Annotated in this window: 24 protein-coding genes; 20 read left to right on the top strand and 4 right to left on the bottom strand. The window is 48.2% G+C overall.

Going from position 1 to position 24,122, the window contains the following annotated elements:
- Positions 1–102 precede the first annotated feature (102 nt).
- Positions 103–1,299, top strand: coding sequence for a hypothetical protein (locus AB432_RS26685; RefSeq protein ID WP_053079633.1), 1,197 nt, complete (start codon positions 103–105; stop codon positions 1,297–1,299).
- 107 nt (positions 1,300–1,406) lie between these two features.
- Here the strand turns inward: AB432_RS26685 and AB432_RS26680 are convergent, their stop codons facing one another.
- Positions 1,407–1,835: a hypothetical protein gene (locus tag AB432_RS26680; protein ID WP_048034878.1), complete on the bottom strand. Its 429-nt coding sequence runs from the start codon at positions 1,833–1,835 to the stop codon at positions 1,407–1,409.
- A gap of 193 nt (positions 1,836–2,028) precedes the next feature.
- Positions 2,029–2,691 carry an NAD(P)H-dependent oxidoreductase gene (locus AB432_RS26675; RefSeq protein ID WP_048034877.1) on the bottom strand — a complete coding sequence of 221 codons (663 nt, stop codon included), beginning with the start codon at positions 2,689–2,691 and terminating at the stop codon, positions 2,029–2,031.
- 148 nt (positions 2,692–2,839) lie between these two features.
- Between AB432_RS26675 and AB432_RS26670 the strand changes: the two genes are divergently transcribed.
- The 4 genes from AB432_RS26670 to AB432_RS26655 all read left to right on the top strand — a co-directional run bounded on the left by AB432_RS26670 (position 2,840) and on the right by AB432_RS26655 (position 4,674).
- Complete coding sequence (locus tag AB432_RS26670) at positions 2,840–3,220, top strand: winged helix-turn-helix transcriptional regulator (protein WP_048034876.1); 381 nt, start codon at positions 2,840–2,842, stop codon at positions 3,218–3,220.
- Between the two features lie 259 nt (positions 3,221–3,479).
- Positions 3,480–3,953: a DUF1579 family protein gene (locus AB432_RS26665; RefSeq protein WP_048034875.1), complete on the top strand. Its 474-nt coding sequence runs from the start codon at positions 3,480–3,482 to the stop codon at positions 3,951–3,953.
- 131 nt (positions 3,954–4,084) lie between these two features.
- Positions 4,085–4,387, top strand: coding sequence for a DUF2089 family protein (locus tag AB432_RS26660; RefSeq protein WP_048034874.1), 303 nt, complete (start codon positions 4,085–4,087; stop codon positions 4,385–4,387).
- Positions 4,384–4,674 (top strand): hypothetical protein, encoded by a 291-nt coding sequence (locus tag AB432_RS26655; protein WP_048034873.1) that lies wholly within the window; start codon positions 4,384–4,386, stop codon positions 4,672–4,674. The genes AB432_RS26660 and AB432_RS26655 overlap by 4 nt, the downstream gene beginning before the upstream one ends.
- Before the next feature lie 122 nt (positions 4,675–4,796).
- Here the strand turns inward: AB432_RS26655 and AB432_RS26650 are convergent, their stop codons facing one another.
- A complete protein-coding gene (locus AB432_RS26650; protein WP_048034872.1) occupies positions 4,797–5,333 on the bottom strand; it encodes a hypothetical protein in 537 nt (178 codons plus the stop codon).
- Between the two features lie 33 nt (positions 5,334–5,366).
- Positions 5,367–6,455, bottom strand: coding sequence for a suppressor of fused domain protein (locus AB432_RS26645; protein WP_048034871.1), 1,089 nt, complete (start codon positions 6,453–6,455; stop codon positions 5,367–5,369).
- 145 nt (positions 6,456–6,600) lie between these two features.
- On the opposite strand from AB432_RS26645, the gene AB432_RS26640 reads away from it, so the two are divergent.
- The 15 genes from AB432_RS26640 to AB432_RS26565 all read left to right on the top strand — a co-directional run bounded on the left by AB432_RS26640 (position 6,601) and on the right by AB432_RS26565 (position 24,115).
- On the top strand, positions 6,601–7,779 hold the full coding sequence (locus tag AB432_RS26640; protein WP_048034870.1) for a DUF4272 domain-containing protein: 1,179 nt from the start codon (positions 6,601–6,603) through the stop codon (positions 7,777–7,779).
- On the top strand, positions 7,760–8,488 hold the full coding sequence (locus AB432_RS26635; RefSeq protein ID WP_082196004.1) for an alpha/beta fold hydrolase: 729 nt from the start codon (positions 7,760–7,762) through the stop codon (positions 8,486–8,488). The genes AB432_RS26640 and AB432_RS26635 overlap by 20 nt, the downstream gene beginning before the upstream one ends.
- Positions 8,485–9,330, top strand: a complete 846-nt coding sequence (locus tag AB432_RS26630; RefSeq protein WP_048034869.1) for a DUF2785 domain-containing protein — start codon at positions 8,485–8,487, stop codon at positions 9,328–9,330. Before AB432_RS26635 ends, AB432_RS26630 begins: the two co-directional genes overlap by 4 nt.
- Before the next feature lie 348 nt (positions 9,331–9,678).
- The gene (locus AB432_RS26620) at positions 9,679–10,251 is read left to right on the top strand and encodes a TetR/AcrR family transcriptional regulator (RefSeq protein WP_048034868.1); all 573 of its coding nucleotides are present in this window, start codon (positions 9,679–9,681) and stop codon (positions 10,249–10,251) included.
- Positions 10,252–10,310: 59 nt separating this feature from the next.
- Positions 10,311–12,197: an alpha/beta fold hydrolase gene (locus AB432_RS26615; RefSeq protein WP_048034867.1), complete on the top strand. Its 1,887-nt coding sequence runs from the start codon at positions 10,311–10,313 to the stop codon at positions 12,195–12,197.
- A gap of 231 nt (positions 12,198–12,428) precedes the next feature.
- Entirely contained in the window at positions 12,429–13,364 is a 936-nt protein-coding gene (nikB, locus tag AB432_RS26610; RefSeq protein WP_048035972.1) for a nickel ABC transporter permease, read from the top strand.
- Position 13,365: 1 nt separating this feature from the next.
- Positions 13,366–14,220 (top strand): ABC transporter permease, encoded by an 855-nt coding sequence (locus tag AB432_RS26605; RefSeq protein ID WP_048034866.1) that lies wholly within the window; start codon positions 13,366–13,368, stop codon positions 14,218–14,220.
- A gap of 37 nt (positions 14,221–14,257) precedes the next feature.
- A complete protein-coding gene (locus AB432_RS26600; RefSeq protein ID WP_048034865.1) occupies positions 14,258–15,247 on the top strand; it encodes an ABC transporter ATP-binding protein in 990 nt (329 codons plus the stop codon).
- On the top strand, positions 15,244–16,206 hold the full coding sequence (locus AB432_RS26595) for an ABC transporter ATP-binding protein (RefSeq protein WP_048034864.1): 963 nt from the start codon (positions 15,244–15,246) through the stop codon (positions 16,204–16,206). Before AB432_RS26600 ends, AB432_RS26595 begins: the two co-directional genes overlap by 4 nt.
- 21 nt (positions 16,207–16,227) lie before the next feature.
- Positions 16,228–17,334, top strand: coding sequence for an aminopeptidase (locus AB432_RS26590; RefSeq protein WP_048034863.1), 1,107 nt, complete (start codon positions 16,228–16,230; stop codon positions 17,332–17,334).
- Positions 17,335–17,351: 17 nt separating this feature from the next.
- Positions 17,352–18,356, top strand: coding sequence for a dipeptidase (locus AB432_RS26585; RefSeq protein ID WP_048034862.1), 1,005 nt, complete (start codon positions 17,352–17,354; stop codon positions 18,354–18,356).
- A 20-nt stretch (positions 18,357–18,376) separates the two neighbouring features.
- Positions 18,377–19,690, top strand: a complete 1,314-nt coding sequence (locus AB432_RS26580; RefSeq protein WP_048034861.1) for a helix-turn-helix domain-containing protein — start codon at positions 18,377–18,379, stop codon at positions 19,688–19,690.
- 160 nt (positions 19,691–19,850) lie between these two features.
- The gene (locus tag AB432_RS26575) at positions 19,851–21,485 is read left to right on the top strand and encodes an ABC transporter substrate-binding protein (protein ID WP_048034860.1); all 1,635 of its coding nucleotides are present in this window, start codon (positions 19,851–19,853) and stop codon (positions 21,483–21,485) included.
- 36 nt (positions 21,486–21,521) lie between these two features.
- A complete protein-coding gene (locus AB432_RS26570; RefSeq protein WP_048034859.1) occupies positions 21,522–22,988 on the top strand; it encodes a serine hydrolase domain-containing protein in 1,467 nt (488 codons plus the stop codon).
- The gene (locus AB432_RS26565; protein WP_048034858.1) at positions 22,985–24,115 is read left to right on the top strand and encodes a mandelate racemase/muconate lactonizing enzyme family protein; all 1,131 of its coding nucleotides are present in this window, start codon (positions 22,985–22,987) and stop codon (positions 24,113–24,115) included. Before AB432_RS26570 ends, AB432_RS26565 begins: the two co-directional genes overlap by 4 nt.
- The last annotated feature ends 7 nt before the right edge of the window (positions 24,116–24,122 follow it).

Genomic DNA, 24,122 nt, shown 5'->3' with positions numbered 1-24,122 from the left:
AATTTGAAAAATATATTTTTTCAGGGATTTGTGTCACAAGCTGTGCATGACGAGGATCGTAACAAGTGAACAGCAATCAACGAGTCGAAAGGATGAACCGACATGAAAAAGCAAGCACTTGTTACCGTGAGCATGGCAGCACTCCTTCTCTCAGCGGTATCCCCATTCGGGATCGCACAAGCACAAGCCAACATGGCAGTCGCTGCAAATAAAGCGCAAGCGATCACTTTTGATCAGCTCGTTAAAGAAATGGACAAAAAACACCCCGTTTCCATGTACATCGAATCGACGCACACAGCGAAAGCGAAGCAGGGCACCCAGACCCAAAAGGCAAAAACATGGGATAACACGATCAAAGGAGACTGGAGAGAGGAAATCTCAGACGGGAAAAGGGTTCAGCATGCCGTAGGGAAGGCAGGACAGGTGGCGGCGTATCAAGAAGGCGGCAGAGGATTTGTCCACTCCGCAATGATTGGCACATACGATAATGAAATCAATAAGACGAAGCGAGAGCTACAGCGCTTGAAAGTGGCGTTGCCAGATTCGAAGGTGGCGATCATCGTGAAGGAAGCACAACTGTTGAATCGAGCCGTGTATCACGTCGTCAAAAAAGAAGAGGCGAAAATCGATGGCAAGCTCCACCATTACCAAGATGACCTGTGGATCGACAAAGAGACAGGGCTGTTGCTCAAGCGCACCTTCACCCACAATCAAGCACAAGCATTTTCATACACTGTAGACAAGGTGGATTTCCAACCCGTTTTTGATGAGAAAACGTTCGAAGTGAGCATTCCAGCGGGTGTGGAGCAGAGCAAGTTTTCCCCTGAAGTGGAAAAGGTAGTAGCCGAGGTGACGAAGCTCTTCCCTGACACTGCACAGTTTTCCGATTATGATGATTTCGGCGTCGAAGGGAACTGGCAGCTCCTGAAAATGTTTGAAGCACAAAAACGGGTCTACAGTCCGACCCCTCGTGCAGAAGCTTTCGTTATCATGGATACCCGTACAAACGAATTGAGCAAAGTAATGATCCAAAATCCAGATTGGGTGTCGAAAAAGCTCCCTGCCGAGAAGGTGGCAAAAGAGAAGGCAGCCGCTTTCCTGAAACAGCTGGTGGGAGATCAAGCAAGCCAGTATAAAGTAGAGGCAAAAGTCGAGCAGGGCGGTGGCGGTGCCACTTTTGAAGACTATGATTATGGCTTTGTGACAGCAGATGTGACATTCCGACCAGCCGATGGCAAGGGGATCACGATATCCGTGGATGAAGCCGGTCGTATCGTAGGCTTTCAGTATGCGGAATAAGGCGTAGTATTAACCTAGCAGCTATCGCTTGCAGTTTTGGCGATAGCTGTTATTTTCAGGAAAGAATAGAGAAAAAGTCGCCAGTGCTGGCGACTTTGTCATGTTTATTAGTTTGGTAACACATAAGTATATACAGAATAATTGAAGTTATTGTAATCGTAATTGTAAGAGTGTCCTTCAACTTTAAAAATGTATTCTCTTCCAGCAACCAAATTTACATCGAAATAATCTTTCGTTAAAGTAGTCTCGTTTGAACCCAATATTAGTTTGAATTCTTGCTTAGGAGCTTTGGAGTAGGCGAGTTGAAAACGGACTTTTTGATCTACGGTAGGAGTAAACTTGTAGTAATCTTGTTGGTCTCCATTATTTCTATCCAGTTTACCGTTAATTTGGTTTCCATCAGCTACATGAAAAATATTTGCAGAGTCTCTGTTATTGTTTGGCTCATTATCATGGTATACGGCAGCAAATGCAGATGCAGATGTACTTAGTACGAGTGTTAGGGCAAGTAGACCAGTAGTAGCAAACTTCTTCATGTAAATTCCTCCTGAAAATGTAAAATTTGGGACAAATACAACATATCAATTTTTTGGAGAATTGTAAATATATGCTAGTTTTGTTCACTGATTTTTCACATTTATTGATTAAGGAAGACTCACTGAAATTTATATAAAACGACAAAAAGCATTCGGAATACGAATGCTTTTTACGTGAAGCCAATCATTGGTTTTACCCGATATAACGAATAACCTCTTCCTTCGCTTGTCTCGTTTTCGCACGGGGCTCATTTTTCCGGTAGCCAAATGCGACCATGCAAGCGACGCCGAAGCGCTCTCTGTCGAGGAGGCCCTCCGCTGCTAGGATATCCTCGACCTTTTCTTTTGCAAAGCCTTCAATGGGGCAGGAATCAATGCCGATCATCGCAGCAGACGTCATCATATTGCCAAGTGCGATGTAGGTCTGTCTGGATGCCCATTCGAACATCACACGCTCGTCATCAAACAGGGCGAAATCGTTTTTCAGGAAGTGATCGTAGGCAGCGCCTTTTTGTTGTACGACGTTTTCTGGCAACTCCTGCGTGTCTTTCATCATATGCTGGATATATTCGGAATCAGCGGCCATTTCTTGTTTGGTCCGCGCCAGTACGATGACGAAATGACTTGATGTCGGCAGTTGTTTTTGCGCACCCCATGTGACTGGTAACAGCTTTTCTCTAAGAGTCGGATCTTGCAGCAAGAGGAAGTTCCATGGCTCAAAACCAAAGGAGCTGGGCGACAGGCGAGCAGTCTCCATAATAAAGTCAAAGTCTTCCTTCGTAATTTTTTTATCCGCATCAAACTCTTTGCAAGCATGTCTGAATTGATAAGCTTCAATGATTTGATCTTTACGCATAATGTCATCCTACTTTCGAATAAGATTATGAAACCGTTGATAGAAAATGGGTGTTTTATGTTTTACAAAACTGAGCATACCGAATACACTAAAGAAAAGTAAGTACGCACTTTTTCGGTTAATACTTACGAAAAGGGAAGTGAGTGGGATGAAGAAGAAACCAGCGATGAGGTACCTGTTAAATGGCAAGGAATATCCTTGCCCGATCGAGCTTGCCGTCTCAGTTTTTGCGGGACGATGGAAGGTATCAATTATTTGTCAGCTGTTCAAAGGGAAAAAAAGGTACGGAGAATTAAAGAAAAATATAATCGGTGTGAATCATAAAATGCTGGCAGAACAATTGCGAGAGTTGGAGGAAGCAGGAATCGTAAAGCGTGAAGTGTATCCGGTCGTTCCGCCAAAAGTAGAGTACGAATTGACCGAGCTAGGGCAAGGCTTGGGACCTGTCATTGAGTATTTGCGAGAATGGGGAGCACATTTTCAAACAGAGGTACCAGAAGAGTCGCTATCTACTGCTCACGGGTCATGAAAACCGCCACCTGAAAGGGTGGTTTTTTTCATAGGACAAAAAACAAATACAAAACGATGGACACGATTTCTGGCTTTAGGCTAGATGCAGTAACAGGAAAGGAGTTCAAATAAAAATAGGTGATCCCGTTTCTCATCATGAGGAGCGGGGTTTTTATTGGCTCGGGGGAAGTGAAATAGCAATCCATAAGAAGCATATCATCCATGAAAGTCCTAGAATTAACAGTAATTAACTGATCGATAAGGAGGTATTCCGAGTGATGAATGAACATGTCAATCCTATTTCTCAAGAGGCACCCGAGCCTGATCCAGCTCTTACACGTCTGAACATTTTTGTGGGGAAATGGGTGACAGAGGGACTGATTATGGAAAGTCCTGCTGGGCCAGCCGCGAAGTTGAAAGCAACCGATACCTACGAATGGCTGCCTGGGGGATATTTTCTGATTCACCATGTAGATGGCATGATGGGGGATAAAGAAGTCAAGACCATTGAGATCATCGGCTATGATGCGACTAGTCGAATGTACTTCACGCACGCTTATGACAATTACGGAAGCGTGGCTTCCTACCATGCGAATTTATTAGGCAGAGATTGGACGATCACAGGGACAACCGAGCGTTTTAGCGGTACGTTTAGTGTTGATGGCAATGCGCTCATTGGTACTTGGGAATTGCTGGGCAATGATGAGCGTTGGGCACATTGGATGGATATTCGATTAACGAAGGCTGAGTAAAATGGGGACACGATCAGGAGCATCAGGTGAGGATGCTCCTTTTTTATGGTTGATTTTCGTTTTATTAAAGAATACTTGAATAAAATTAAAGTTTATCTTAAAATAATTAAAGTTAGGAGGCGGGGCGATTCATGGAACGCGACGAAATTCCATCTTGGGTGTTAGCTCTGGACAAGGAGACGCTCGAATTTATCAGGAAGTTTATTATCAGTTCGGGTTCTCTCAAGGGGATGGCTGATGAGTACGGTGTATCGTACCCAACAGTGAGGGCCAAGCTCGACCGAATCATTAAAAAGATTGAATTACATAGCAAGGAAGCGGAAGTAGAGTTCGTGCAAATGATCAAAAACCTGGTCATTGACGAACGGATGAGTCTGGAGGTAGCCAAGCTCATTATTGAAAAATACAAACAAGAAAGAGATGAAAACAGATGAGTACAGGGATGATTCCATTTTTGGTTGGGCTCGGTATTGTGGGGATGCAAAATTTACTCGGAAGACTGAATCACGCTTATTGGGGGGCTATTTTCCCGGGCTTCTTTTTTGCGTACCTGATCTACGGTTATGTTACTGGTTTATTTAAAGAAGGCAGTGAATTGACATTGATCTTGGTAGCAATTGGTGGGATCGCGATTCTATCATTGGCTTGGTCGGAAGGCAGAAGAGCGATGAAGGCAAAGAGGAAGAAAGAGATGGAGCGAATGGAGCTGCTTGACCTGTAGTGGGTCTAAGGTATAAAGCCTGCAGAAGAGGAGGACCGTCGACTGCAGGCAAGGAAGGTTTAGGAATCACTTTATGAAAGAATATTCAAGCTGACGCCCTCGTTTTTGAGGGCTTTTATGTTTTATCTATCGCCTTGCATACTACTTAGTTTCCATACGTTATTTTCCTCTATGAAGCCTAATTCTAGTGTTCCTGAGTAAGTCTCATCGTTTAACCATACTTCATAATTTGTAATAAATCGCCCATCTTTATATATACCGAAAGACCTCTGACGAAAAGTGCTTCCCTCCATAACAAATGGCATGGTTATGATTTCATTCTCCACTTTATAAACAAAATTCTTTCCTTCCACACCAGCTTGCTTGGAAATATACTGTTTAACCTTTTCAGTATCATCCTTCATCATAGCTCGAAAAATCTCTCTTGCCTGTAGATCAACGATATCTCGTATTTCGTAGGTTTTAGTATTCATATCATTCTTTTGTTTTTCTTCAACTAAAGAGGCTTCGAGTTCTTTGTTTTTGTCTTTCAATTGAGTGATTTCAGCTTGTAGCCTATCTATCTCGGTTTGATTCGTTTGAAAGGTTTTCTCGTTAGAACAGGCTGTCATTGTGAAAGTAATAAGGATAAACATGATTGGAAAGAAGCTAATTTTCATCGGCGCCCTCCCGGCTTTTTGCTCCAGTCATATTTATTTCATAAATTTTGATTCCCCGTTAAAAATCCAATCCGTACCATCGCCCGCAGAGTGTTGAATCAATTGCTCAGAACCATGCATTTCCGCATACTGCTGTTCCTCCGAAGTAATCGGAATCATCCATAACAAATTCACAGGATCTCCTGCCATGAGCGGAAGTGGAATGCTCGGTGCATCCTCAGGTTTTGCAAGCAGCATGGAGGAGAAGCGGCTGTTGATCTGACTGATTTCCTGGCACGGAATGGTATGACCTTGTGCGAGGAAGGTCATATATGACCACGGCAGAGAGGTTTGGCCGCTGATGTAGGCCAGCAATTGCTGCTCGTTTTGGGCGAGCCATTTGGTTTCGCAGGCAAAGGCCAGCTCGAATCGGCGTAATTGCTCTGGCTCTTCTGTATACTGCTCGACTTTTGGCTGACGCAAAATGGATACGCCGAGGGTCATCGCATAGGTAATGTCTCCTTTTTCGATGGTCACCAATGCTTTCGGGGGCCAGTGACCGCCGTCGATGCCGTAATACTGTTTAACTGGGCCGAGAGTCGAGGTAATCGCGTCCATGAACTGCTGCTGGATGTCAGGCCAAGGGTTGCCATCCCAGCTCGCCCAAAAATGCTGGGCAGCCTCGATACGGGCAAACATGGCGTTCGACTCTGGTGTTCCCAGCGGAAAGCATAAATCAGATTCTCCGGTGCAATCTCGCGCATACGAAGGATAGTGCGAGCCGTCCGGGGAAGGGCCAGCCCAGCCAGGAATCACACACAGCACCTCATCCTCGTACAAAAGCGCCGCTGCATCGCCTTCCTCCAGCCAGACAATCGAGAGCTGCTCCGGGTCCAGCCTGTCCGCTCCATCTGGATGAGCGCAGCAATCGCGTGGAAGCATGGGAGCTTGACCATCCTGCATGGCAGCGAAATCGATCGAGTCCGGTGCAGGTCCGTAATTTCTTACCCAACAAGAGCGAATGCTGGCATGCTCCTCACCGGGATAATCCCACAAATAAAAAAAGACGCCATTCTCATCCTCTTCGACAAAAGCTTGAATCGGACAAATGGGAGAGAACTCCTCTACTAGGATGTTTTTCATAGGTTTCACCTTCAATCGTCGTGATAGATTCGCCGATAACTATAAAGATTTGTGCTTGATTAAACAGGATAAGAATACCATAATTGACTATTGATCACAAAATTCGGCACTTTGAAAATGTTTGCCCAGCAAAGGAGTTTGTCAGATGAATCAATGTACCATCTATGTCTCCATCCAACAATGCGAGAAAGTCGTCGCTGCGATTGTCGAGGCTTTTCGTGATCAATTGGTAGAGGTATCCGCAGACGAGCGGGCCGTGACCGTGACAGATAAAAAATGGTTTAGCAAGAGCAAGATCACCTTCAATCTTATGCGCGAGGACGATGACCAAGAAGCGTTTCTCCAGATGAAAAAAGGGATGTACGGCTACTTCGCACAGGTTGAAACGGTACACGAGAAAATTCAGCAAAAGCTGTTGTACCAAATTACAGCGCTCAATGTGGCGGTAGGAATCGTGGCGAGCAAGGAATTCGACCAGAAGACGTTTGCGGCCATTATGGCGATTGCCGAAGAAGTACACGGGATCGTCTTTCTTCCTACCGGTGACATGCTGGATAATCAAGGAAGGCTGATTCTCAACACGGCAGGAGAGTCCGAAGTGGACGATTTTCTGGTGACCGTCAGCGTGGATCTGATCGATGGACATATTCAGCCCTCCCAGTCAGGAGAAGCGCGCAAGGAGCGGAGCATCAAGCTATTGCAGGAGCAGGGCATTCCGTACATCCCGCATCTTCCTGTCATCGTAGGGGACGAGGATGCTGTCATCAGGAGCAAGGACGAGATGGTTCAGCGAGCGATTGCCCTATGCTTGATTGCGGTATATGCCGGAGGGATCGCTGAAAACGGACAAATCAAGGAAGAGCGGGAGTTCATCGAGGGAATTATTGAGCAGTTTGGCGCTGCTGAATTCTTTACGGAAAAAGAGAGAGACTTCTTGAATGATCCACAGCCAGACCGAACCGATATGATTCAGATGGTTTGGATGTACGAATGCTACTGGGTACTGCTGTGGGCACTCGGCTATGTGGAAGAGCTCCATTTCCCGGATGGCATTTGTGATGTTAACACCGCGATTGACGCTCTCAGAAGCGCAGGTGACTATGACACCTTCTACAGCAATGCGGTTGTGAGAAGCAAACAAGAGATTCTCGACCAAGCAGATCTAATCTACCGCTATGACTGGGCATGCGTGGATGCGCGGATTAACAATCGCACGGTTGCGGGCGGTTTGAATGATGAAGTAGTCGTTGAAAGACACAGAGCATTGAATTGGCTGGTTCGTTACATGGAGGCTGATTGGGATCATGTCTCGACGGATACATAGGCTGTATTCACGAAAAAGTGGGGCACCTTGTGTGATCTTCCTAGCAGGAATGGGCGATAGCAGTGAGACATGGAAGATCGTTCAAGACCGCATTTCGCAGGAAGCGTCTACCTTATCCTATGATCGGGCGGGGATCGGTAGGAGTGCAGCACCAGAAGTCGTACCCCGGACATGCCGTGATCTGGTCGAGGAGCTGTATGACTTGCTGCAAGAGATAAAGGTGGAGACGCCTTGTATTTTGGTCGGACATTCTTTTGGCGGTTTGGTTGCCAGATTGTTTGCGAGCCTGTATCCGCAGCTTGTTTCGGGGCTGGTGTTGGTGGACGCTGCTCCTGAATATAAGGAGCTCGCCTATGAAAAGGTTTTGCCTGATAACCTGATCGCAGCCAATCGAGACTATTACGAGAATCCGATGCAAAACAGCGAGAAAATCGATAAGATACGGAGCTATCAAGAAATCGATGACTCTTTTCGGCAAAGCGACATACCTGTCACGATTATTACGAGAGGCTTGCCGGACGCGTGGGACGAGGAGTGGCCGAACGAGGAAATCTTAGCAATCGATCAACGTCTGCAGGCCGATTTCACTAGGCTTTCGATGTCAAACAAGCAAAGAATGGCTACTCGCAGCGGGCATTATATTCACCACGATGAACCGGAAATGGTGATTGAGGAAATTTTGATTATGTTAAGGGGGATGAACACATGAGCGATACAAGAACCCAGCTTATACTGGACCTGCAAAGATTGGAGCAGGAACAATACCTGATTCGTGAAGGGGAACAACTGGAGGATTTCGTCGGACTATTGCTACAATACATTGGGGACCCTGACCCGGAATTGCGGGATAATCTCATCTACCCGGCATTTTATTATTGGATTCTCGACGAGGACAAGCTGACGGAGGCGCAATTGCGCAGCCTCCTGCGAGAACTGACCGACGAAAAGCATTTGTTCTATCAGATCGGCAGCGAGGGTGATCCATCTGTATTTACGAGGACATTCTCTTCGTTGCCGATTGCATTGATTTTGCGCCGTCACAGACAGAAGCCCTTTTTGGAGCTTGCCGATTTCCAGCACGTCAAAAATGCCATGCTCCGCTATTTTCAAGAGGAGAAGGACTTGCGTGGCTATTTGTCCGAGGGAGGCTGGGCTCACAGTACAGCTCACGGTGCAGACGTATTCGTAGAGCTGGTGCAGTGCCCAGAGAGCGACGAAGCTGTACAGCGAGACGTTCTTCAAGCCATCCAGGGCGTGCTCCATAACGGAAAGCACATTTTCAATGACGAAGAGGACGAACGACTTGCGAGCATCGTAGATACCATGATAGACAAAGGTTTGCTTTCAGAACAGGAACTCGCTGACTGGATCAATGGTCTCGCAAGCTGTGCAGAACTGCCGAAAAGTCGTACTCAGGTTATCGCTAGAGTGAACAGCAAAAACTTTTTGCGTTGCCTATATCTCAGAAGGGCACGAGATAGCCGGGAAAATGAGCTGGTGATTGCCATGCTTGCTGCCTTAACGAAATGTAACAGGCTTGCGATCAGTTAATGGGTGAAGGTTGATACCGTATTAGACGGCATCAACCTTTTCTTTTTTATACGAGGTTTTAAAAGGTAGCGATTGAACCAACAAAGCTGGCAAGAAGAAAAAGCGCAGGGCTCGCAGACCTTGACAACGCCTACCCAGTCGGAACTTCAAAAAGGGGACCACGCTTGTCGAACACTTCTTCTTCGAGAACCTTCCGCCCGTAGGGTGGCTTTGGCTCGACGGTCCCCTTTTTGAAGTGGAGACGAACAGTCAATCTCCCTTGCGGGCGTGTCAGAGTCGAAGAGGACTGCGCTTTTTCTTCTCCTCCACTGATTGACAATCACCTGTTAGTACTATATAGTACTAATCATGAAACGAACCTCAAACCGTGACCATGTCATCGTCACTGCATCCGATTTGTTTTTGCAAAAAGGACTCATGAATACCAGCATGGATGACGTCGTAGCACAGAGCAAAGTCTCCAAGTCCAACATTTACTACCACTTCAAAAGCAAGGAGGAGCTCGTCGTAGCTGTACTCGGCTACAGAATCAACGTCCTGAGAGGAGCACTGGAAGCCATCTTGCAACGGACAGACCTGTCTGTTTCCGCACGGGTAGGTCTGATTTTTACCACCATCGCAGAAGAACTGGAGGGCCGCTCCTGTGTAGGAGGCTGTCCGATCCTTTCCTTGCTGTCGGCACAAATACCAGAGGTCAAAGCGCGAATCAACGAGTTCCTGATCGAATGGCAGAACCTAGCGGAAAAGCTGCTCGTGGAGGGAATCGCCCGTGGAGAATTCAAGGAAAATATCTCGATTCAGCAAACGGCAGTCTTGCTCGTGACCATTATGGAGGGAGCGATGCTCATGGCTGAATCGCAGGGTCATGCACAGGTACTCGTAGGCGCAGGTCAGACACTTCTACACTTGATTCAAGTGTAGGATTTTTTTGAAGTGAATTAGTACTGACTAGTACTATAAATATAAAGGAGGCAGAAACAATGGCTGTCGTTTTTATAACCGGTGCGACTGGATTTATCGGTAAGGAAGTAACAAAACAACTGGCACGAGCTGGTCATACCGTGCTGGCGCTGGTTCGTTCGCCCGAGAAGTGGGATGAATTGCTGATGCAGATGACACCAACAGAGAGGTCCAATTGCAAGGCCGTGCGGGGTGATTTGCGAAAGGAGGGCTTGGGATTATCAGCGAGCGATTACGAGCAGGTATTGCGCGCAACTATTATCATCCATGCAGGTGCCCCGATGGATATTTCGCTGGATGAAACGGTGGCGAGGGAATTGATTTTACAAGGAGCAAGTCACCTTGCAGCACTAGCGAACGAATTGCATAAACAACAGCGTCTACAAAAGCTGATTCATATCGTTGGCTACATGAGTCCGTTTGACGATGAGAGTGGAAAGCTGGCGACAGATGTTTTTGCGCCAACCGATTTTTATCAAGAGGCAGGGGGCTACGAGAAATACAAGTTTCTGGCAGATCTATACCTCAGACAAGAGGCGTATCAAAAAGGAATGCCGCTGGTCGTGGTAAATCCGTGTACGATCATAGGCCCGCGAAGCACCGGGAACACAGAACAAACAGATGGATTCGGGCTCGTGATCAGCTCCATGCGGCGTGGTAAGATCCCTGTTCTTCCCGGTGGTAAGGAGTGGTGGCTGCCCTTGCTTTCCGTCGATGATTTTGCCCAGGTCATTGTGGGGATTGTAGAGACAAATCACATCGAGCATCAAACGTATTACGCCTTAAATGAGCGGAGTGCCACGCCAGCTTTTTCAGAGCTGATTTCGTTGATGGCTAAAGAATTACGGATGAAGCCACCAACCATTCCTTTCCCGGTATCGGTCTTGAAAAAAATCTTGCATAACGGCGGCAGCGGCTTGCTCGGGGTACCTGCCAATTCGATGGATTTTCTCGTAAAGAAAGACTTCCCGCTCACTCCCTTTCAGCAAATGAAAGCGAAAAAAGGCATCGATGCATACGACGTAGCGGCGTATCTTCCCAGTGTGATTGCCGATCTGGACTACCGTTTGTCGGTCAAGGATCAGAAAATACCTCCTAGCTTTCACCGAGAGCAAATCGCAGGCATGGCCGCGTACAAGAAAGAAGGCTCGGGTACTCCGTGGCTGCTCGTGCACGGGCTTTTCAGTGAGATGAGCGATTTACTCCCGCTCGCTGAACAGTTGGGTGAACAGGAAGTATGGTTATTGGATTTGCCCGGGTTTGGCAGATCGCCCTATCACCATCACGAAAAACCGCTCGAGGGCTTTATCGAGGCAGTGGCCGAGGCATTGCGACAGCTGCCGTCTCCGGTTCATCTTGCAGGACATTCATTTGGCGGGTTTTTGGCATGGGAGGCAGCAAAGCGAGTACCAGAAAAAATCGAGAAGCTATACCTTTTGCAGCCACCCCTGCATGCCCCGAAGTATTCTCGGCTGCTGGCGGGATTGGGGAAGAGTCCAGCCCTCCTTCAGCTTTTTTTGCAAAAGCAGTTAACGTCAGCCAAATTGGAAAAAGCAATGCTTGAGCAAGGGGTATTTCAGTCTACGGAGGAAATGCCAAAAGGCTATGTAGAAAAGGCAGGGAAGCTCCTGCAATCCCCGCGCATCAGCAAGACGCATACAGACGTGCTGCGCTACTTTATGAACGAATTCCGGCAAATGGCGGCAGCAACACAGCCTTTCCCTTTTCCAGCCCAGATCGTATGGGGAACTCAGGATAAAACGTATCAACTGACAAAAGGAGCAGAGGATGCATTCAGGAAAGCGAATGTAGAGATTGAAAGGCTCTCCGTTGCTCATCATTTTCCCCTCAGTCATCCACAGCTAACGGCAAACGTATTGCTACAGATGAGGCACGGCAAGGAATGACGACGGAACGATACTTCAGAAGGGGCATGGTAAAAGGGACCATGCTCTTTTTGAATGGGGCGAGAAAAAACGAGTTGAACTTTCTGTGAATTTGGAATAGACTATCTTTAATTAATAACGACACTATAACGACAAGTGTCGTTAGTGAAGAAAGAGGGAGGAGAGCAAAGTGCAGGAACGCAACAAGAAGAAGCTAGTTTATACGGTTTCACTCATCTGGGTGAAGACCTCATGAAGCAGTATATTGTGAAGCGCCTATTGTCGGGCATCCTTGTCCTGTTTGGACTCTCCGTTTTTACGTTTTTGCTCATTCATCTCATCCCCGGAGACCCTGTGCGGATCATGCTGGGGCAGCGGGCGACTGTAGAACAAATCGAGTCGCTTCGAGGAGAGCTGGGCTTGAACAAACCTTTGGTTGTCCAGTATCTCGACTATGCTTCTGGCGTTTTGAAAGGAGATCTCGGCACTTCCCTGAAAACGGGTCGACCTGTCAGCACAGAAATTGCCGATCGTTTTCCCGCGACAGCAAAAATGGCAGTAGCCAGCCTCGTGGTGGCAGTTGTGATCGGTATCGGGCTGGGTGTCCTAGCGGCGAAATACAAGGATACACCCATCGACGGAGCGATCATGACCTTTTCCACCTTTGGGATGTCCATACCCGGCTTTTGGCTGGGCTTACTCGTCATCCTTGTGTTCTCCGTCCATCTGGGCTGGTTTCCGATTGCGGGAGGGACGGGACTAAAAGACATGGTTCTTCCAGCGTTTACCTTGGGGATATTGACGGCGACCGCACTCAGCCGACTCACTCGTGCGGGCATGGTGGAGGTTTTGTCCAATGACTATATCCGAACAGCACGCGCGAAAGGGATGAATGAACGAATTGTGCTGCTGCGGCACGCTTTTCGCAATGTGATGATTCCGATTGTGGCTGTCATTGGCCTGGAACTGGCTGGCTTGCTGGGCGGGGCTGTGATTGTCGAGCAGGTTTTTGGCTGGCCAGGAGTGGGGACTTTGGCGATTCAAGCGATTAGCTCGCGGGATTTTCCAATGATTCAAGGAACGACACTGTTTATAGGGGCTGTGTATGTCCTCGTTATCATTTTGATTGATGTCCTGTACGCGGTTCTCGATCCGCGCATTGACTACGCCGCGAAGGAGGGGGCGTAACGTGTTCTGGAGCAAGCAATGGTCTATGCCTCGTTTCGAATTATGGGAGAAGATCATGCAGCAAAAGAAAGCGAAATACAGCTTCCTGATGATGCTCTGCATTGTTTTACTGGGAATTATCGGGCCGTGGATCGCTCCGCATGATCCAACGAAAACGTACTACGAAGCATTTATGCAAGGACCGTCGAAAGACTTCTGGCTAGGGACAGATGCGATTGGCCGCGATATTTTATCCCGGATGCTGTACGGAACAAGAGTGACAATGACCGTAGCTGTGCTGGCGTCTGTCATGACGTTTGTAGCAGGAACGCTGATTGGTGTGACTTGTGCTTACCTCGGAGGAATTGTTGATAATTTGATTATGAGAATCATGGACATCATGCTGGCGTTGCCCGGCATTGTGCTTGCTCTAGCCATTGTAGCTGTGCTCGGACCGAGTCAGGAAAATGCGATGATTGCAATTGGAATATCATCGATTCCGGCCTTTTCGATTCTGATTCGTGGTGCAGCACTCTCGATTAAGCAATCCGGCTATGTGGAAGCAAGCCGCTCCATCGGCAGCTCGAATTGGTGGATCATTACGCGCCAGTTCATTCCGAACATCTCCAACGTGCTGATCGTCTATACGACTATGTTCATAGGGAGTGCCATTTTGGGAACCTCGGCACTGGGTTTTATCGGCTTGGGTGCCCAGCCTCCTACACCTGAGTGGGGAACGATGCTGAATGAAGGGAAAAATTACTTGCGAGAAGCTTGGTGGCTTGCTACTTTTCCCGGTCTTGCGATTACGGCAGTCGTCTTTACGGTGTATCTGCTCGGGGATGCATTGCGCGATATCTTTGATCCCAAATCATAGTTTTCGAGCTTCCGTTCCCAAAAAAGGAGTGAGTAACGTGACAAACGTGTTGGAAGTGACGGGATTGACTACCACTTTTTTGAAAAATGAAAGGGCTTTCAGGGTGGTGGACAATCTTTGCTTGCAGGTCAAAAAAGGTGAATCGGTCGGGATCGTTGGAGAATCAGGGTGTGGAAAAAGCGTTGCCTCTCTATCCATGATGCGCTTGCTCGGTAAAAACGGAAGCATTGCAGGCCGTATTCAACTGAACGGAGCCGATCTTTTGCGCTATAGCGAAACAGAGATGCAGAAGATCAGAGGAAAAGAGATCGCCATGATCTTTCAGGAGCCAATGACTTCGCTGAATCCCGTACTGACCATCGGCAAGCAATTGAGCGAAGGACTGGAAAAGCACGAGGGCATGAACAGAGTCCAATCGAGACAAAGAGTGCTCGAGCTGTTGACGCAGGTAGGCATTTCACGTGCCAATGAAATCTATCACGAGTACCCGCATCGTCTGTCAGGGGGGATGCGACAGCGCGTGATGATCGCGATGGCGATTGCTTGTCATCCAAAGCTGTTGATAGCAGACGAACCGACAACTGCACTAGACGTAACGATCCAGGCGCAAATATTGGATGTGATGAAAAAAATCCAAAGAGAGCTGGGCATGTCGCTCATCATGATCACGCATGATTTGGGCGTCGTCGCCGAGACATGTGACCGGGTACTGGTGATGTATGCCGGGCAGGTCATTGAAGCGGCTGATGTTCGCACACTGCTGCGCAGCCCCAAGCATCCGTACACCATGGGCTTGATCAAATCAACGCCACATAATGCCAAAGGCCAGAAGAGATTGCACAGTATCGCGGGAAGTGTGCCGACTCCCGATAATTATCCGCAGGGATGTCGTTTTGCTCCGCGATGTGAGAAGGCGATGCCTGTCTGTTTGGAACTAAATCCCCCGTTGCTGGATGTGGATCAACAGTCGGAGTGCCGTTGTTGGCTGTATCGAGAGAATAGGGAAAGCACGGCGGTGAATGGATGAAGACGCCTCTTTTGCAAGTGAAGAACCTGAATAAGAAGTTCCTTGTCCGCAAAGGGTGGTTCCAGCAGCCGAGTTACGTGCATGCCGTCCATGGAGTGAACGTGACTGTCAACGCAGGTGAAACGTTGGGAATCGTGGGAGAGTCAGGCTGTGGCAAGTCAACACTGGGCAGATGCATTTTGCGTTTGATCGAGCCGACAGACGGCGAGATCGTGTTCGAGGGTCAAAATATCCGCAGCTTACAGAAGGCAGACATGCAGAAGCTGCGGCGTGATATGCAAATGGTGTTTCAAAATCCATTTGATACCCTCAATCCAAAGCTGACGATCCAGCACATTTTGTCAGAGCCATTGATTGCCCATGGTATCCCAAAGCGCGAGCGTACAGCCATGATCGAAGAAACGATGGAAATCGTCGGTTTGAACAAAAATCATTTGTCGCGATACGCCCATGAGTTTTCCGGAGGACAAAGGCAAAGAATCGGGATCGCTCGCGCCTTGATGCTCAGGCCAAAGCTCATCATAGCTGACGAGCCTGTGTCCGCTCTGGATGTATCGATCCAATCGCAAATTCTCAATTTGCTTCAGGATTTGCAGGAGCAGTTTTCGCTCACGTATCTTTTTATCTCGCATGATTTGAGTGTTGTCGAGCATATAGCCGATCGTGTAGCGGTGATGTATTTGGGAGAAGTAATTGAGCTGGCGAAAAAAGAAGAGCTGTTTCAACGTCCGATGCATCCCTACACACAGTCACTTCTCTCCGCCATTCCTATCACCGATCCTGACGAGAAAAAAGAACGAATCATGTTAACAGGGGATCTGCCGTCTCCGTCCAATCCGCCGCAGGGCTGCAAGTTTCACCCGCGCTGTTGGGCGTGCATGGACGTGTGCAAGACAGAAGCCCCTCCATTTATAGAAACAGATGGCAGACTGGTTGCCTGTCATCTTTATGAAAAATAAAGGAGCAGGAGTGATAGATAGATGTTGGACAAACGTCTTACGAAGCTGGCGAATGTTTTGGTGAATTACTCTACGAATGTTCAGCCGGGAGATAACGTGCTGATTGATGCGATGGAGGTGGACACCGCTCTGATAAAGGAGCTAATCAAAGCAGTTTCGCGAGCAGGTGGACATTCTTTTGTGAACCTGCGTGAATCCTCGATAAGCCGTCAGTTATTGCTGGCGGGAACAGAGGAGCAATTCCGTTTAGGGGCAGAGATGGACAAAGAACGAATGGAAAAAATGCAAGCGTGCATCATCATCGAGGGTGGGCTGAACATCAACGAAATGTCTGATGTCCCGGATGAGCAGATGAAGCTGGCTACGTCCTTTTTCAAAGAGGTAAGTATTGTGCGTCTCAAAAAGAAATGGGTCTATCTCCGTTATCCGACGCCTTCCATGGCGCAGTTGGCGAATAAGAGTACAGAAGCGTTCGAACAGTTTTACTTTGATGTCTGCACAATGGATTACGCCAAAATGGCAAAAGCCATGCAGCCGCTCAAGGAGCTGATGGAGCGAACTGACCGCGTAAAAATCACGGGACCTGGCACAGAGCTGACCTTCTCCATCAAAGGCATTCCAGCGATTCCGTGTCCGGGGCACTATAACATACCAGACGGTGAAGTGTTTACGGCCCCTGTTCGCGATTCGGTGAACGGTGTCCTATCGTTTAACACGCCCTCGCCTTACCAAGGCTTTACCTTTGAAAAGGTGCGCTTGGAGTTTGTGGACGGGAAGATTGTTAACGCCACAGCCAATGACACAGAGCGTTTGAACAACATTTTGGATACGGATGAAGGTGCCCGGTACATTGGGGAATTTGCTTTGGGGGTTCACCCGGTCATTCGGGAGCCTATGCAGGATATTTTATTCGATGAAAAAATCGACGGCAGCTTCCACTTTACCCCGGGACGATGCTATGACGAGGCATCCAATGGCAACAAGTCAAACATCCATTGGGACATGGTCATGATTCAACGCCCGGAGTACGGTGGCGGTGAGATTTGGTTCGATGACCACTTGATTCGCAGAGACGGACGCTTTCTTTTACCGGAGCTTGCACCACTTAACCCGGAAAACCTGAAATAACAGGGGGAGCATGAGGCATGACACATGGAATCGACGGGCATTTTGACCTTTTGCTGGATGTTGCCATTCAGCGGGAGCATGGCAGACGAAAAGTGATTGAAACGGATTATTTACCTGATTTCGTCGCGGGTGGGGTGCATACAGTTGTCGCAGCGATTTATATCGACAACAAATTTCTGCCGGAGATGGGCTTGAGAAAAGCACTGCAACAAATCAGCGCGTTGCACGCAGAGGCAGATGAATCGCCTGAGAAAATCATGGTTTGCAAAAGTGTGAGTGACATCGAGACCGCGAAGCGAATGGGGAAAATTGGTTTTGTGCTCTCTCTGGAAGGCGCGGAACCGTTATATAATGATCTGAGTATGCTCCGTGTTTTTTACGAGCTGGGCGTGCGCCTTATGGGTCTTGTGTGGAGCAGACGGAACTTCGTTGGAGATGGCAGTCATTTTAGTCCGGTACGGGAAGGGCGCAAGGGAGGGCTCACCGAGTTCGGCATCCGCGTCGTCGAAGAGGCAGAAGCAATGGGCATCATCATTGATGTCAGCCATCTGAATGACGAAGGCTTCTGGGATCTGATCGAGGTAGCGCGTAAGCCCATCATCGCTTCTCATTCCAACTGTCGGACATTAGCCAGCTCCATGCGCAATCTGACGGATGAACAAATCAGGGCGATCGCATTCACCAACGGCGTAATCGGCATCAATGGCGTCAATCTGTTCGTAGCGGACACAGACGACCAGGCTGATATCGAGCACTTGATCAACCACGTCGATCACATCGTGAAGCTGGTTGGAGTTGAACACGTCGGACTGGGTCTGGACAACATCGAGCCATTCATGAAATATGATTCTCCCAATGTGTTTATCCAAGCAGGACGCAAAGATTTTGATGTCGTAAAAGGACATACCAAGGTTCCAGAGCTTGTGCGTGCCCTTGCCAAAAGAGGGTACAAGGATGAAGCGATTGAGCGTATTTTGGGCAAAAACTTCATCCGCGTGTTCAAGGACGTGTGGAAATCATAGAGAGATGAGGGAGTGGAACATTGACCATTACGATAGCAGTAATCTCTTCGGAAGAATTTTTGCCAAGGATCTTGAAGCATACCCAATCCATCGATTACATTCAACTGACTTCGTATACATACCAAAACCCCAAAGAGAGCGCTGCGTTGCTTGATCAAATCCATGACTGCGACGTGCTGCTTTTTGCTGGCCCACTTCCTTATTTTTTTGCCAAGGAAAAGGTAGAGCAAAAGAAGCTGCCTGCTGTGTACATCCCGATCGATGAATATACCATTTCCCTCTCTTTGTTTCATACCTTACTAAACGTACCGGGAGGACTGGACCGCATCTCGATAGATTTGCCAAAAGCGGCGTATATTGAGAAGGTGGGTGAAGAATTGGGCATTACTTCTACGCCTTGGTATGTAAAAGACTACAGTGAGATTATTGAAGAAGGCGGGACGAGATTTGACGTAGAGGCGATTATCCAGTTCCACAAGGAGCGCTGGGAACAGAAAAAGAGCCATTTTGCTCTGACTGGCGTTGACTACGTATACAGTCGATTGCGTGAGATGAACATCCCTTCCGCATCGCTCGTCAGTCCCGATAAGAATATTCGCGATGCTGTCAATCAAGCCGTTGCTTATGGTCAATTGAAAATTAGCAAAAATTCGCAGATCGCTGTGGGAATTGTAGCGATCCAGCAAAATGATGGTCCGCCAGTAGAGACACAATGGCAGGATGCGACGATTATTTTGCTGCAAGAGCTGCTGGAGCTCGTCAAAGAGACTGATGCTTCCATTCAAAAATGGGGACTGGATCAATTCATCATCTATGGCACGAGAGGCAGCATCGAGCAAATGATTGAATCTGGGAAGATCATGCAAGTATTGGGTAATGTCGATCTGCTTGCCAAAGTGACGATTGTCATCGGGTTTGGTTTTGGCCTAACCGCGAAAGAGGCCGAAGCCAACGCACGCATTGCGATTTATCATGCCCAGAAAGCAAAGGAAAGCAGTGCCTATCTGGTAACGGATGAAAAAGAAGTGATTGGTCCGTTAAATACCGAATCGAAGACGTTCCGATTAAAAAGTGAGAACAAGGAAGTGCTGGAAATCGCGGAGAAGACTGGCGCAAGTGTCGCTACCATCACGAAAATCATGCAGTTTGTCAAGCTTCGCCGCGATAACCGCTTCACCGCTTCCGATTTAGCCGAGTACCTCCAAATCAGTCGCCGCAGCTCAGAAAGAACCTTGAAAAAGCTGATCGAGCATCAGGTCGTAGAGGTCGTCGGAGAAGAACAGCCGTATCAGCAAGGACGCCCGCGGGCTGTGTATCGCCTTAATCATCCATGATTCTCCTCATGTAACATCAACCTGTCCCGGCTTTTCCGTTTGTGAAGGAAGTCCGGGACCCCCACATCCCTCATCCTAGAAGCAATCCGACCTAATTAACGACTATATAACGACGCGAATGGACGTCGAATGGAAATGACTCGAAAAAGGAGGTCCCGACATGCTACCAGAACGGTTAAAGGGCCAAATACGCAGCGTTTTACTTATGTGTGTACTCGTCTTTTCCATTGTTGGTTGCAGTTCTGCTCCAGCTCCAGACGAGAAGCAAGCAAATCAACCAGCAAAAAACTCCCAGCCCAAAAAGGGAGGGACGATCACCATGGGCTACCAGATGGAGCCAGATACGCTGGACCCGCAAAAGACGTCGTTGCCAGCGGGAAATTTTGTCGGGGGCCTATTGGGGGGAGCTCTGCTGATCCTCGATCCCTTTACGTTTGAGTTGAAGCCGCATCTGGCTGAATCGTACACGATCTCGGAAGACGGCAAGACCATGACGTTCAAGATACGCCCTGGCGTGAAGTTCCATGATGGAACACCGCTCACTGCGGAAGTTTTTAAGCAAAGCTATGAACGTGCACTCGATCCAAAAACAGCCTCACCGGTTACGGGACCGGACGTATCTTCGATCAAATCCATTTCAGCTCCTGATGATTCCACATTGATCTTTCATTTGGATGAGCCCTCCGCTTCATTACTTTCTAACTTATCATATGGCGGCTACCAGCAACCCATTTCCATAGAGGCACGAAACAAATACGGAAATGAGCTGGGGCGCAATCCTGTCGGGGTAGGTCCGTGGAAATTCGAGAGCTGGAAAACAGGCGAATCGATCACACTGGTACGAAACGACGAGTATAAGTGGGCATCTCCTTTTGCTGAGAATCAAGGACCAGTGAGACCAGACAAGTTCGTTCTGAAATTTATTCAAGACAACCAGACCATGATGGCTGCTCTCGACAGCGGGACGATTGATATTGCCACTGTACCCCCGAAAGACGCGAAGAAATACAAGGATCACAAAGATTTTACGGTGTTGGAAGGAATGCAGCCTGCAGAGTACTTCATTGGGATGAATCTGGAAAATGAAATCTTGCAGGATGTCCGCGTGAGAAAAGCACTGAACCTGGCGATCAACAAAGATGCATTGATCATGGCAGATCTGCAAGGAGAGGGGGTGCCTGTCTACGGACCGATCCCGCCAACGATGATCGGATACGATGCGGCAGTAGAGCAGTACGGCTACAGGTACAATGCTGATCAAGCCAGACAACTGCTGGAAGAGGCAGGATGGAAGCCAAACGCGCAAGGGATAAGGGAAAAGGATGGGAAAACGTTCAGCCTGACGATGCTCATCGAAGATACAAATCCCGGACATCAGTTGGTGCAAAGCATGTTCAAAGAGATTGGTGTGGAATTGCATATCCAAAAGTATGAATCAGCGACAGCTCTTGAACAGGCACTGAAGGGCGAGTTCGATATGTTTTCAATGAGTCATGGCAGCGTCGATCCAGATATTTTGCACTTGTTATTGCATTCGAGTCAGATCGGGGGCTTGAATTTCTTTCGTCTCAGTGATCAACAGCTCGATAGCCTGCTAGATAAAGGACGAACGACAACAGATCAAGCGCTACGGCAGCAGGTTTTTGCAGACATTCAAAAAAGAGTCGTGGAACAGGCCTATTGGATTCCGCTCTATTCCGCAAAGACATTCATGGTCGTCAGTAACCGGATTCAAGGCGTCAAGCCAAATCCATTAGCATCCTTGATTATTCAGGACATGTGGGTGAACGAGTAGGGCGTGGTATGACAACATTCGAAAGAGGTGGAAGAAATGAGACAGCAAGGCTGGTCAGTAGAGTGGGAACAACTGGTTGAAAGAGAAATGAAGGAAGGCAGAGTTCCGGGCTTCGTCATGGGTGTGAATCTGAATGGGCAGAGCCTGTTTCGCAAAAGCTTTGGCTACCGGGATCGGGAAAAGGAACTCGAAATCACTCCCGATACCGTGATGGGTTTGGCCTCCGTTACGAAGTCCTTTACATGCATGGCGATCATGCAGCTACAGGAAGCGAAAAAGCTCTCTGTTCATGATCCGGTGATCAAGTACCTCCCTGAGTTTCGTACTCCGGATCGTCAAAAGACGGAGCAGATGACGATTCATCATTTTATGACGCACACGACGGGCATACCGCCGCTGCCCATTGATAACTTGGCGATTCGCAACTCCATGCTCGAAGACATGGCTGACGAGGATAACCCGATACACCGTTACTTGAAAAAGGAGTACCAGAAACCAATCTACACGTTCGAAGAGTTGATGGAAGCTCTTGCCCTGGCGGAATATGAGCTGGTGGGCTCTCCAGGACAATTGTTCAGCTATTCGAATGATTGCTATTCTCTCCTGGGAGCGGTCATTGCCAGAGTGAGTGGGAAATCGTATGACGTTTATGTCAAAGAGCATATTTTGGAACCAGCAGACATGAAGAGCAGCACCTTCCTTCTGAGCGATCTGCCACACCTACCGGATGTAACGACCATCTATCATTTTAAAGAGAGCAATGGCGTATCTGAGATTTACCCTGATCCAAATTGGGAGGATGGGTTACTCGTAGCGGCATCGGGGCATTTGAATTCAACAGTGAATGACATGTTGAACTACGCTGAAATTTTCCGTACGGGCGGATGTGTGGGCAAGGAACGGATTTTATCCGAGGAGAGCGTCAAACAAATGATCTATCCGCATGTCCAGAACAGCTACAGCAGGTACTACGGATATGGCTTATCCATTCAACCCGACTACTATGGGGGTACCTTGATCAAGCACGGTGGAGCGATCAAAGGTGTCGCTGCCCATTTAGCGATTGTTCCCGAGCGGGGTATTACATCTATGGCCTTGGCCAATTTGATCGGAAGCCCCGTCGAAAAAGCCACTCTGACAGCACTTCATGCCGTAGAAGGGCGTCCATTGAATACGCCACAGTACCAATTCGAGACATACAGTGTCCCTCTTGGCCAATTAGAAGAGTATGTCGGTCGATACGTTAGTGGGGAAGGAGTGGATATCATCGTATATATGGTAGAGGATGTCCTGATGATGATAGATAAAACGTCGGATGCGTTTGGTGGAAAACAACTAAACTATCTATTGCGACCAATTGGGGAGCATCAATTTATCACCGATAGAGAGGGAAGCGAGCTGACAGTTGGCTTTGTAAAAGGCGAAGATGGCTCTGTGAATGCCATGTCCCTTTATTATCGAATCATTCCACGAGTAGTAGCTACGGAGGGTAGTCGAGTATGAAAATAACGTCTGTAAAGGTTCATGCCATAAGGTTGCCGCTAAAACGCCCATTTATTATCGCGTACGCCTCTTATGAGGATATGCCGTCCATTATTGTAAAAGTGGAGACCGACAATGGCTTGGTTGGACTAGGGGAAGCGGTACCGGACCAAAATGTGACCGGAGAGACGTGGGAGTCTACCTATACGATGCTCGTTCATAACCTGGCGTCTGTCATGATCGGTGAGAATCCGTTTGATATCGAGAGAATCCATGAGAAGATGAACCAGGCTGTTTGGGGAGCCCCAGCAGCAAAAGCCGCCATTGATATCGCCTGCTATGATCTGATGGGCAAGGCGGCTGGTCAACCTGTTTATCATTTCTTGGGAGGAAAATATCACACGACTCTTTCCTTCCCCTATGTGTTAAGCATTTTGGAGCCAGGGGTCATGGCTGCTGAAGCTAGGCAAGCAGTGGAAGCCGGGTATGACACGATCAAAATAAAAGTGGGAGCCGATCTTCAGACAGATATCCAGCGAATCCGGGCAGTTCGAGAGGCAGTTGGCCCTAACGTAGGGCTACGGGTGGACGCCAACCAAGGGTGGGAGAACCGTGCGAACTCCTTGCTTGTATTGAAACAGCTCGAGGATTGTCACATTGATTGGATGGAGCAGCCTGTCTTGGCAGATGATCTTGATGCGCTGGCGGAAATCCGCAGGCAAACAACGATTCCCATTATGGTAGACGAGGGACTGCATGGCACGAAGGAAATGCGGGAAGTCATCGCGAAGAAAGCGGCAGATAAAGTAAACATCAAACTGATGAAAAGTGGAGGGATTTATCCTGCTCTCAAATTGGTGAATCAGGCGGAAATGGCTGGGATGGAGTGCCAGATCGGTTCGATGCTGGAGTCCTCGATTGGCAGTGCAGCTGGTGCACATTTGTCTCTGGCGAAGAAAAACATCATTTCCAACGAGCTGGCAGGACCTACGATCATTTCGCGGGATGTGGCTCAGCTTGCGATTCACGGAAGTCAGATTGTCGTGTCAGATCAGCCAGGCTTAGGTGTAGAGCTAGATGAAGCGGTGCTTGCCGACATAACGGTTAAGTCAGAACAAGTCATCGGAGCGAGGCGGCAACCCGTATAGGGAGATG

It is taken from the genome of Brevibacillus brevis, assembly GCF_001039275.2.
In the GTDB taxonomy this organism is placed as follows: Bacteria; Bacillota; Bacilli; order Brevibacillales; family Brevibacillaceae; genus Brevibacillus; species Brevibacillus brevis_C.
The sequence above is the reverse complement of the archived record's forward strand: the minus strand, read 5'-3'. Positions and strand labels throughout refer to the sequence as shown.